This window comes from Fusobacterium perfoetens (assembly GCF_021531595.1).
GTDB lineage: Bacteria > Fusobacteriota > Fusobacteriia > Fusobacteriales > Fusobacteriaceae > Fusobacterium_B.
Genome location: NZ_JADYUD010000007.1, coordinates 99,426 through 111,386 on the forward strand (window position 1 = coordinate 99,426; position 11,961 = coordinate 111,386).

The 11,961-nt window shown below is 26.8% G+C and carries 11 protein-coding genes; 2 read left to right on the forward strand and 9 right to left on the reverse strand.

What is annotated here, in order from left to right; all coding sequences use genetic code 11:
- Positions 1–41: 41 nt before the first annotated feature.
- The gene (locus I6E17_RS05725; protein WP_235236128.1) at positions 42–1,355 is read right to left on the reverse strand and encodes a sigma 54-interacting transcriptional regulator; all 1,314 of its coding nucleotides are present in this window, start codon (positions 1,353–1,355) and stop codon (positions 42–44) included.
- Positions 1,356–1,570: 215 nt separating this feature from the next.
- A complete protein-coding gene (locus tag I6E17_RS05730) occupies positions 1,571–2,401 on the reverse strand; it encodes a PstS family phosphate ABC transporter substrate-binding protein (protein ID WP_176828868.1) in 831 nt (276 codons plus the stop codon).
- A gap of 233 nt (positions 2,402–2,634) precedes the next feature.
- On the opposite strand from I6E17_RS05730, the gene I6E17_RS05735 reads away from it, so the two are divergent.
- The gene (locus I6E17_RS05735) at positions 2,635–2,916 is read left to right on the forward strand and encodes an HU family DNA-binding protein (protein WP_176828869.1); all 282 of its coding nucleotides are present in this window, start codon (positions 2,635–2,637) and stop codon (positions 2,914–2,916) included.
- 159 nt (positions 2,917–3,075) lie between these two features.
- On the opposite strand, the gene mnmG is transcribed toward I6E17_RS05735, so the two are convergent.
- The 7 genes from mnmG to rpmH all read right to left on the reverse strand — a co-directional run bounded on the left by mnmG (position 3,076) and on the right by rpmH (position 8,760).
- Positions 3,076–4,941, reverse strand: coding sequence for a tRNA uridine-5-carboxymethylaminomethyl(34) synthesis enzyme MnmG (gene mnmG / locus I6E17_RS05740; RefSeq protein WP_176828870.1), 1,866 nt, complete (start codon positions 4,939–4,941; stop codon positions 3,076–3,078).
- A 176-nt stretch (positions 4,942–5,117) separates the two neighbouring features.
- Positions 5,118–6,488: a tRNA uridine-5-carboxymethylaminomethyl(34) synthesis GTPase MnmE gene (gene mnmE, locus I6E17_RS05745; RefSeq protein ID WP_176828871.1), complete on the reverse strand. Its 1,371-nt coding sequence runs from the start codon at positions 6,486–6,488 to the stop codon at positions 5,118–5,120.
- 29 nt (positions 6,489–6,517) lie between these two features.
- On the reverse strand, positions 6,518–7,339 hold the full coding sequence (locus I6E17_RS05750) for a protein jag (protein ID WP_235236129.1): 822 nt from the start codon (positions 7,337–7,339) through the stop codon (positions 6,518–6,520).
- Positions 7,340–7,345: 6 nt separating this feature from the next.
- On the reverse strand, positions 7,346–7,951 hold the full coding sequence (locus tag I6E17_RS05755; RefSeq protein ID WP_176828872.1) for a YidC/Oxa1 family membrane protein insertase: 606 nt from the start codon (positions 7,949–7,951) through the stop codon (positions 7,346–7,348).
- 22 nt (positions 7,952–7,973) lie between these two features.
- Complete coding sequence (gene yidD / locus I6E17_RS05760) at positions 7,974–8,198, reverse strand: membrane protein insertion efficiency factor YidD (RefSeq protein WP_176828883.1); 225 nt, start codon at positions 8,196–8,198, stop codon at positions 7,974–7,976.
- Positions 8,199–8,214: 16 nt separating this feature from the next.
- Positions 8,215–8,556 carry a ribonuclease P protein component gene (gene rnpA, locus I6E17_RS05765; RefSeq protein WP_176828873.1) on the reverse strand — a complete coding sequence of 114 codons (342 nt, stop codon included), beginning with the start codon at positions 8,554–8,556 and terminating at the stop codon, positions 8,215–8,217.
- A 60-nt stretch (positions 8,557–8,616) separates the two neighbouring features.
- Positions 8,617–8,760, reverse strand: coding sequence for a 50S ribosomal protein L34 (rpmH, locus tag I6E17_RS05770; protein WP_176828874.1), 144 nt, complete (start codon positions 8,758–8,760; stop codon positions 8,617–8,619).
- An 897-nt stretch (positions 8,761–9,657) separates the two neighbouring features.
- On the opposite strand from rpmH, the gene I6E17_RS05775 reads away from it, so the two are divergent.
- Positions 9,658–11,520 carry a chromosomal replication initiator DnaA gene (locus I6E17_RS05775; protein WP_176828875.1) on the forward strand — a complete coding sequence of 621 codons (1,863 nt, stop codon included), beginning with the start codon at positions 9,658–9,660 and terminating at the stop codon, positions 11,518–11,520.
- Positions 11,521–11,961: the final 441 nt, after the last annotated feature.

Genomic DNA, 11,961 nt, shown 5'->3' on the forward strand with positions numbered 1-11,961 from the left:
TAAAAAAATATCTTCATCTCTTTCACGAAGAGGAGGTACTCTTAAAGGAATAACATTAAGCCTATAGTAAAGATCTTCTCTAAACTTTTTTCTCTTATTTTTTGCTTTAAATCCATATTTGTTGCTGCTATAACCCTTATATCCAACTTTATTAATTTATTTGATCCTATTCTTACAATACTTCTTTCTTGTAAAACTCTCAAAAGCTTTACCTGAAGATAAAAAGGCATTTCACCTATTTCATCAAGAAAAATTACCCCTCCATTTGCTAATTCAAATTTACCAACTCTTCCCTCAGAACTTGCACCACTAAAAGCTCCTTTTACATATCCAAAAAGTTCACTTTCAAGAAGTGAATCTGGAATTGCTCCACAATTTATAGCTATGAAAGGTTTTTTAGAACGCTTACTGCAACTATGTATAGCTCTTGCTATAAGTTCTTTACCTGTTCCACTCTCTCCTGTTATAAGAACTGTTGACTGAGTATCAGCTATTTTTTTTATTTTTTCTTTTAAATCTATAACAGCTTCTGAATCTCCTATAATGTCTTCTATGCTTATTGGATTAGCAGCTACTGTTATTTTACTTATTTCTTCATTTGTCTTACTGTAGTTATTAAAAAGAAAAATTTTATACTCTTTATTTGTAAAAGATGAAATTGGAAGTAAACTTCCAACAAGAGTATATTTCTTTTTTTCAATTTCTGCTGAAAAAACATCTTTTCCAAAAATAACTTCATTTTTTTGAATAATATTTATATTTCTAGAATTATTTCTGAAATCTGTTCCTATTCTTAATTCTCTAATTGCAGAATCGTTTGCATCAATTATTTTTCCATCATAATCAAGAACAAGAACACATTTATCAAAATTATTTATAATCTGGCTTAAAATATCCATTCTTTCTTTTTTTTCAATAGCTTCTTCAAACTCAAAAATTTTCCCTGAAATAAAATCACTTATTTGTTCTGTAAATCTTAAATGTGAACTTATATTTTTTAAAACCTTATTTTTTATTTTATCTGAAAGACAAACAAGTCCTATTACTCCTATAACTTTATCTTTATATAAAATTGGAGCAGATATTTCTAATTTTTCATGACAGCTATTTTTTATACTGCATTCTTTACACAGAGGATGAGTACTTGGATCTTCAATTACATGACTTTCTCCTGTTAAAAGTACATCTTTATATATAGCTCCTTTTGAAATTTTATTTTCTTCTTTTTCAAATATACCTGTTCCAGCAACTCTTATCATTTCTTCATCAACTATTTCAACTTCACATTCAACAACACTTGAAATTATTTTTGCATATTCTTTTACATGAGATTGTATTTTTCTTAAAAGAGACAAAACTTACCTCCTGAATATTTTCATATTTCTATAAAATAAAAGTCTTTAAAAAAATTTTTATCATATTAATTATATCATATTTTTATAAAAAATGGGACTGATGCATTTAGATAAAAATAAATTTTTATTACTGTTCATATGAAAGAAAAAGAGACTGCTGAATTTCAACAGTCCCTTTTAGGTGTAAATCTATATTAAGTTTTTGAATGGGCTGATTAATGAGCTGGAACAAATCCTTCTTCTTTTACAATTTCTTGTCCCTTACCAGATACAGCAAAGTCTACAACTTCTTTTGTTACTCCATCTCTTGCTGAATCAACATACCAGAATACTTCTCTTGCTATTGGATATGTTTTATTTGCAACAGTTTCAAATGTAGGTTTAACTCCATTTACAGCAACTGAATCAACAGTGTCGTTCATATATCCCATACCTATATAACCAATTGCATATTTTGATTTAGCAACTTCTTGAAGAATAGCTTGGTTTGATGGCATATATAGTGTATCTTGTCCATATTCAACTACACTTTTCTTATCTCCACCTCTTAAAACTTCTTCTTTGAAGTAAGCATGTGTTCCTGAAGAAGAATCTCTTGAAAGTACTACTATTTTAGCATCGTCTCCTCCTAATTCTTTCCAGTTAGTTATCTCTCCAGAGAAGATTCCTGCAAGAGTTTTTGTATCTAAATCTTTAATATGGTTTCCATGGTTTATAATAACTGTAATTCCATCATATCCTAATACAACTTCATCTATATTTATTCCTTCTTTTTTTAATGCTTCAACTTCAGAACTTTTAATATTTCTTGATGCCATTGCAATGTCAGCAGTTTTATTTATAAGAGAAGCTATTCCTACTCCTGATCCTCCTCCTGTAACTGCTATTCTTGCTTTCTTATTAGTTTTCATATATTCCTCAACAATTGCCTGAGAAGCATTTAAAATTGTATCTGAACCTTTAATTTGTACCACAGATGACTTTGCATATGCTCCCATTCCAGCTAAAACGATTCCAAGCATTATAATACTTTTTCTGATTGTCATTTTTAATCCTCCTTAAACTACCTTAATTTTTAATTTTTTATTTTACAAAATGATTATAATTCTTTTCTGTTAACCTAAGATAAATTTAATGTAAAAAAACTGTAAAATTTATTTTTAAATCAAAACAGTAAAAAATATCAAAAAAAGTATTTACTTTTTTCAAAATATGGGTTATATATCTAAATATAGATGTATTATTTGTTGTATAGCTTATTTTAAGGAGGATGGAAACAATGACAAAAAAAGAATTTGTAGAAGACATCGCAACAAGAGGGGAATACACAAAAAAAGAAGCTGAAAAAATAGTTAATCTATTTTTAGAAACAGTTGAAGACAATCTAGAAAAAGGAAACTCTGTAGGTTTCGTAGGATGGGGAAAATGGGAAGTTACTGAAAGAGCTGCAAGAGAAGTAAGAAATCCTCAGACTGGTAAAAAAATGAAAATCAAAGCTAAAAAAGTAGTAAAATTCAAAGTTGGAAAAATTCTTGAAGAAAAAGTTAAAAATGCAAAATAGTAATATATTGTTTATATAAACAGGAACTTTTCAAAGTTCCTGTTTTTATTTTGTAAAATTGTTAAATAAAAATAAAGTATATATGTATATAATCAATAATAATTTTTTTAATTAAAAAAACTGCTGTATATTTTCATATTATACAGCAGTTTTTTATTTTTATTTTTTCATATTTATATGAGCTAAAAGAAGAGCTATATCATTTCCTGTAACTCCACTTATTCTGCTTGCTTCACCTATTGAAATAGGTTTAACATCACAAAGACCAGCTTTTGCTATGTTTGATATTCCTCTTACAGAAGTAAAATCAAAATCTTTAGGAATCATTATTCCTTCTAATTTTTTAAATTTTTCAATCTGCTCATTTTCTCTTTTTATAAAAATATCATATTTTGTTATTGTTTCAATCTGACTTGTTACAAACTTAGGATATGATGAAATATCTATTCCAAGTTCATTAGCTAGATTTTCATAAGTAATCTCTTTGAACTTTAATACTTCATTAGCTGTTGTTCCTTTAGTAAGTCTTTGTTCACATCCATATTTTTCAAGTATATCATTTGCTGTTCTCATTGGAACTTTTAATTCTTTTAAAACTTTAACTTCTTTTTCAACATTTTCTTTTGCTTTTTTTAGATATTCTATTCTTTCTGGAGATACAATTCCTATCTCTTCAGCCTTATCTAAAAGTCTCATAAAGCCATTGTCAAATCTAAGAGTTAATCTATACTCTGAACGAGAAGGAAGAGCTCTGTAAGGCTCTGGTGTTCTTTTATGAATTATATCATCTATCATGACACCTATGTATCCTTCACTTCTATCTATTATTACTGGTTCTTTCCCAAGAGTTTTTCTAGCTGCATTTACCCCTGCTATAAATCCCTGAGAGGCTGCTTCTTCATATCCTGATGTTCCATTTATCTGTCCTCCCATAAAAAGTCCTTCAACTATTTTGCTTTCAAGACTTGGATAAAGCTGATAAGCAGGAGCATAATCATATTCAACTGCATATCCATATCTTACAATCTTTGCATTTTCTAAACCAGCTATTGTCTTTAACATTGCATCTTGTGCAAAAGGAGGCATAGCTGTTGTAAGACCATTTATATATAGTTCATTTGATTCTCTCGATTCAAGTTCTAAGAAAATTTGATGGTTTGTTTTATCTGGAAAATTAAGAACTTTTCTGTCAAGAGAAGGGCAATGTCTTGGTCCATGAGTTTCTATTATTCCAGATACAATTGGAGAATATTTTAAAAGATCTTTTACAACTTGTACTGTTTCTTCAGTTGTATGAGTTAGCCATGTAGGCACAACACTATTTTCTTCTTTCTCCGTAAATATTGAGAAATATCTTGGATGTTTTTCTCCTTCAAGTCTTTCTGTTTTAGAAAAATCAACAGTTCTTATATCCACTCTAGGAGGTGTTGCTGTTTGATATCTTTCAATATGTATTCCATGTTCTCTTAAACTGTCAGAAAGTTTTTCAGCTGAATTTTCTCCTTGCCTTCCTGCTACATATTTAACATCTCCTATTACTATTCTTCCTTTTAAGAAAGTACCTGTTGTAAGTACAACAGCCTCTGCTTTTATTTCTATTCCAAGAGCAGTTTTTACCCCTGTTATCTTATTCTTATCATCAGTAATAATTTCTTCAACACAGTCTTGAAGAATATCAAGATTCTCTGTTTTTTCAAGAAGTTCTTTCATTTTTATTCTATATAAATATTTATCTGCCTGTCCTCTTGTTATTCTCGCTGCAGGTCCTTTACTTGTATTTAAATCCTTAAGCTGAAGATTATACTTATCAGTATGAACTCCCATTTCTCCTCCAAGAATATCCATTTCAGCAACAAGATTACTTTTTCCAGGACCTCCTATTGAAGGATTACAAGACATCATAGCTATTGAATCAAGAGACATAGTTACAAGTAAAGTTTTTCTTCCTATTCTTGCCGATGCAAGAGAAGCTTCTACTCCTCCATGTCCTCCTCCTACTACAACAACATCATATATATAATTCATCTTCTTTCTCCTTAAAAAATCATAAATTTAAATCTTTATTATTGATTATATACACATATAAAAAAATAATAAATTTTTAAAAAAATTTTTTTATTTATATCCATATACATTTAATAAACTATAAAAACAAGAAACTGACTCAAATATATAATTCTGAGTCAGTCCCAAGATTAAAATTATTTTCCTACACAGAAATTGCTGAAAATATGATCTAAAAGATCTTCATTTGATATCTCTCCTGTTACTTCTGAAAGAGAATCAAGAGCTTCATTTAAATCAACTGCTATAAGATCCATAGGATATCCCATATCTATAGTCTCAAGAATATTTTCAACTGCTTTTTTAGTTTTTTCTAATGCTGATTTATGTCTTACATTTGTAATAACAAGTTTTTCTGAACTATCTTCAACCTGTCCTGATACAACATATTCATAAATTTCATCTTCAAGATCTTCTATTCCTATTTTTTCAAGAGCAGATATTTCAATCCATTTTTTTACCTTACTTAAATTTTTAATGTCTATTTTTCTTTCAATATCAATTTTATTAAGTATTCCAATAACTTTATCACTTTCTATTCTCTCATAGATTTCTATATCTTCTTTATCAAGTTCTCTTGAAGCATCTAAAACAAAAAGCACAAGGTCTGCATTTTTTATAAGAGATTTTGATTTTTGAACTCCTATATTTTCAACCTCATCTTCTGTTTCTCTTATTCCAGCTGTATCTATCATAACAAGAGGAATTCCTTTGATATTTACTATTTCTTCAATGGTATCTCTTGTTGTTCCTGCTATTCTTGTTACAATAGCTCTTTCTTCTCTAAGAACTGAGTTTAAAAGACTTGATTTTCCTACATTTGGTTTTCCTACAATTGCAGTTTTCACTCCTTCTTTTATCATCTTACCTTTATCATAAGATGCTATAAGTTTTGAAGTTGTAGATATAACTGTATCAAGATTTCCTCTTAAGTTAGCTGGAAGAGGATCATCTATTCCTTCTTCAGGATAATCAAGAACAACATTTACATGAGCTGCAACATCTAAAAGAAGCTTTTTTAAAACAGCAATCTGCTCCTTTAAGTCTCCTCTTAATTGATTTAAAGATAAAGTTATACTTTTTTCTGTTTTTCCATGTATTATATCCATAACAGACTCAGCCTGAGTAAGGTCAAGTCTTCCATTTAAAAATGCTCTTCTAGTAAATTCACCAGGTTCTGCAAGTTTAGCACCTTTTTTTAGTACTAATTCTAGTACTCTTTCTGTAATAATATATCCACCATGACAATTAATCTCAACTATATCTTCCCTTGTATATGTACGAGGCCCTTTCATGAAAGATACTAAAACTTCATCTATAAGTTTATCTCCGTCATAAATATGACCATATGTTATAGTATAACTTTTAAGTTCAGATACATTTCTGCTAGATTTTGGTTTAAATATTTCACATAGTATATCAAGAGCTTCCTTTCCAGAAATTCTTACTATACCTATTCCTCCCTCTCCTCTAGGAGTTGATATGGCGGCGATTGTATCAAACATCATACATCACCTCTTTAAATTTTATAATATAACTATTTTTTTCTTTTAATAACAATATATCTTTTAGGATCTCTTCCTTCACTGAAAGTGTCTAATTCAGGATATTTATTTATAATTTCATGAATTATTTTTCTTTCTCTAGGAGGCATCGGATTAAGTCTTACTACTCTTTTTGTTTTTATAGCTTTCATTGCCATCTTATTTGCAAGTTCTACAAGAGTATCTGTTCTCTTCTCTTTAAATCCTTCAACATCTATATCTATTCTTGCATCTTTTATAAGTGAATTTAAAAGATATTCAAAACTATTTAAAGTTTTTCCTTTTTTACCTATTATAATTCCTTTATCTTCACCTGAAAGATTTATAATATAGCTTTTTCCATCCATTCTTAAAAATTCTACATTAAGATTAAGCCCCATATTTTCTAAAAGTTCTTTTGACTTTTCTATTATTTCTGAAACCTTTTCTTCATCAGCAGGAATATCTTTTTTCTCTTTTATTATTTCTTTTGTTTCATATTTATGTAGTGGTTTTTCTACTAATTTTTCTTTTAATTTTTCATTTTTTAAAACTTCTTTTTCTTTTTCAAGAGCCATTTTTTCAGCTCTTTCTTTTCTTAAATCTCTTGCTATATTTTTAGGTTTTGCTGTATTTTTAACTTCTTCAGATTTTTTTTCTTCAGTATATTCTATCTCATAAGTTCCTTCTTTAGCAAAAAATCCAAAAAATGATTTGCTTTTTACTTTTTCAACTGTATTTAAAATCTGATCTTCCTGAATATCCAAAACTCTCATAGCTCTTTTTTTGGCTTCTTCAATAGACATAGCCTTTATCTCTATGATTTCTGTTGTCATTAAAATCTACTCTCCTCTGTTCATTACAAAATACTGCTGTATAACTCCTGTCACACTTGAAGTTAACCAATATAACTGTAATCCTCCTGGCATTTTATAAGAAATAAATATCATCATAATAGGGAAAATATACATCATATTTTTCATTTGAGGGTTATTGCTAGTTCCCATAAGTTTTTGTTGCACAAAAGAAACAGCTCCGTTTAATATAGGAAGTATAAAGAACGGATCAGGAGTTACAAGTGAGAACCATAAAAATGCCTCATCAGGAACAACTCCTTCTTTTCTTAATACACCAAATAAAGCCCACAATATAGGAAGCTGAATTATAAGAGGAAGACAACCTCCTGCAGGGTTAACTTTATGCTCTTTATATAATTCCATTGTTTTTTGATTTAATAACTGTGGATCATTTTTATATTTATCTTTTAATTCATCTATTTTAGGCTGAAGTTTTTTCATTTCCTTCATAGATTTATCTTGTTTTAATGTAAAAGGTAATAAAACAATTTTAATCAGTATTGTTAAAAGTATTATTGACAAACCAAAACTTCCTGTCATTCCATAAATAGCTACCAATATTTTTTCAAATATACCATATAAAAAACTCATCCTCTTCTTCTCTCCTCATTTATTATTTTTTATTTTTCGGTGGAACTGGATCATATCCTCCCTCATGATAAGGGTGACATTTTAAAATCCTTTTTATTCCCAGATAAACACCTTTTATTATACCATGGATTTCTATTGCTTCATAGGTATAAGCTGAACAAGTGGGAATAAATCTGCAGTTTCTCCCTAAAAAAGGGGATATACAAACTTGATAAAATTTTATTAAAAGTAAAACTATTTTTTTCAAAACAAATTTAACACAGTTAATCGGCTGTAAGACCACTTTTTTTAAGAATTTTTTTAATATCATTTTCCATCTCCTGATATTTTAATTCTTTAAATTTTTCTCCTGCATTTTTCTTACCAACAAAAATAAGATCATATCCTGTTTTTATATTTTTTTCATTATTTTTATAATATTCTCTGAATAATCTTTTTATTCTGTTTCTACAAACAGCATTTCCTATTTTCTTGCTTGCTACAAATCCGCATCTGTTATATTCCAAATTATTTTTAGCAAAAAAAATAAGAGAGTAATAACCATAACCTTTTTTTCCGAAATTATAAACTTTCTGAAATTGTTCATTTTTTACCAATTTTTCCATTATGCTTCCTCTTATTTTTTACTTATTTTCAAAAAACCCGGTGAGTTATAACACCGGGTTTTATGCTGATAATTTTTTTCTTCCTCTTGCTCTTCTTCTTTTTAATACTTGTCTTCCACCTTTAGTTTTCATTCTAGCTCTAAATCCGTGGTCTTTTTTATATTTTCTAGTATTTGGTTGGTATGTTCCGATTGCTTTTGCCATTTATATATTCACCTCCTAAAATATTCTACATTACAGATAAATATTTTAGAAGATTATTCCAATTTTGTCAAGTATATATTATTGATTTTCAAAAAAAACTTATACAAAAAATAAAAATAACCAACATGTTTTTAAGCAGTTGTTTTTTGTTTATTAGTTTATTGTTTAATGTATAGACCAAGTTATAAGATTTTCAGCAAAAAAGAGCTGAAAAATATAATAAAGCAAAAAAAAAATATTAATGATCATATACATAAAAAAATATATTGATTTTATTATAATTTTGTTTTTTGAGTCTATAAATTTTCTTGAAAATAAATGATTTAATAAAACAAAAAAATATTATTGATAGTATACACATTGAAAAATTAGAAATTTCAAGATATATTTCTTAAAAAGAATGACTTTTTTATTGAAAATAAAGGAAATAGTATAATACAAAAATTATTAATGATTATATACATAAAATAAACATGTATTTTTTCGTTGAAAATTAAGAGAAAATATTTTTAGTAAAAAAAGCAAGTGTTAAAAATCAATATATAATAAAAAAATTTTTTATTAACATCAGTAAGCATGATAAAAAAATATATATAACATGTAAAATTAAGATTTTAGAATGTTCTATATTGTTTGAAAAATATAATGAGCCACTTCATAAATCCTTAAAAAGCAAGGAAAAAAATGTAAAAATTAAAATTTATTAATGAGTATATACATATCATATGAAATATTAAAGTTCAATGCAAATTTAATAAAAACATATAAAATAAAGAGAATAAGAGAAAAATAGAGATTAAAACAAAAAAAACTTGTAATAATTTATATTTCACCTTATAATATATTCCCGAGCTTATTATTGGGCATATACATATTATAGTTTTAAGGGAGATTTTTATGGGCGAAGATAATAAAAACAAAACTGATCTTTTGGAAAGTTTTAATATAATTTCTTCAGGGTCTCTTAGTGAAGATATTCAGAAAATGGATATGAAGTTGAGTACTCTTCCTGATATAGAAGTCAGAGAAGTTGTAATAAAAGAGACAGGAAACTTTCTTAATCTTCAGGGAAATATAATAAATATTCCAATAGAAATGATAGTATTTCCTTTTTTCACTCCTCAAAAACAGAATAAAAGAATTAACTTTCAGTATTCTTTTGAAGATCTAGGAGTGACTATGTATTGTACTCTTGTAGCAAAAGATAATAACGATAAAGTATATCAGCCTTCTATTTTTGAAGAAAAAATTTATAATTATCTTATTTCTATGTATGAAGCAAAGAAAGAAGCAGATATTGATGAAGAAGACGAGTATATTGAATTTGAGATATCTGACTTTATAGTAAATTTCCTTGGAAATAAAATGAATAGGGCTTATTATACAAAAGTTGAGCAGGCACTTAAAAACTTAAAGAGCACAGAGTATCAATTCATAGTTTCAAATCATACAAAATTTGGAAAATATAAATTTGAAGATGAAGAATTTAAACTTTTAACTTATCAAAAACTAAAAAAAGGAAAAAAAGTTTATTACCGTGTGATTCTTAATAAAAACATAAGAAAAAAAATTAAAGATAAAAGGTATATTAAATATAATTCCAGAGCTCTTATGGAAATTTTAACAAAAGATCCCATAGCAGGAAGAATATATAAATATATAAGCAAAATAAGATATGAAACCATGGAAGGAAAAATAAATCTGCGTACTCTTGCAGCTATTATCCCTCTAAAAATGGAGCAAGAAACAGAAAGACCAAATAAAAACGGGCAGATGAAAACATATATTTTAAGCCGTGCAAAACAAGTTTTAAAAAGGGTTCTTAAAGCATATGAGGTTCTTCAAGAATTGGGATATATAAAAGAATTTTCTTATGAAGAAGAAAAAAAAGAAAATACTTATTATATAAATTATAGTTTTAATCCTGAAAAAGATGGAGAATGCCATGTTTCAACATTTATTGAAAATAAATCAAAAAATTCTATTTCTAAAAAAAGCATTTTAGCAAAAGAAAAAGAAGTTATAATTGAAGAAGATGATTCAAAATATTCTGAATTTGATTATGAAGCTATGGAAGAAGCAGAAGTAATAGAAGTGAAGGATACAATTGTTTCTAAAGAAGAAAAAACTAACAAGATAGTAAGAAAATCTGTAAGTAGAACTAAAAAAGTTGAAACTTATGAAGATCTTCCTGAAAATATAGTGGCTCTTATTCATAAAGCTAAAAGAAATATCTATATCTCAAGGTCATGGGATAAAAGAACTGACACTAAAATAAGAAAAATATACAATGAAGATGGAGAAGAAATAGCAGTAGAAGTACTAAAAATAATTTATAAGAATCTTAATAAAAGTATAAAAACTACTTTAGTACAGTATATAAACGGAGTTTTGAAAAATCTTTATAAATCAGATACTCCAAAGCAAAATCTTCAGTTATTTAATAATGATGTTAAAGAAAAGACTATAATAAGTAAGAGAAAAATAAAGCAAGCAAGAAAAGGAATAAAAGCTAAAACTCTTACGAATGCAATAAGAGATTTAAAAGATGAAGTAGGAATTCCTAGAGATATTCTCATAGAATTTGAGAAACTTGATGATTATGAAAAATTAAAAGTTGAAGAAAAAGCATTAAAACTTTGTTCTGAAGAAGCAAAAGTATCAGAGACATTTCTTCTTACAATGAAAGAGAAGTCAAAAGTTTTATATTTGAATACTATAAAAAAATATATAGAAAAAGTTTTAGATGAAAATTATTAAAAAAGAGCTGGCAGATTAATTTAAATTACTGCTGGCTTTTTTTATTAGAAAAATTATTTATCATTTTACTTCATTATTATATATGTAAAAATTAGTAAAGAAATAGGAAAATATAGTGGTAAAAAATAAAAATAGCACAATATATAGTGTGATTAAAGATTAGAATAAAAAATTAAAAAACTTCTTAAATCAAAAATAAAAAAATAAAATTTAAATTTTATTTTTTTAGAAAGATTAATGTTTTCAATACAAAAAATAAAAAAAACAAAAAAATTATAAAAAAATAAAAAAATAGTTGACGAAAACCATTTCATATGGTATTATAAATCTTGTCTACGAGATAAATAAGTAGATGAAACAAAAAGGACATTAACAACAGAATAGAGAATAATATGACAAAACAAGCAAACCTTAATTGGTGTTAAATAAGTAAGTAAACAT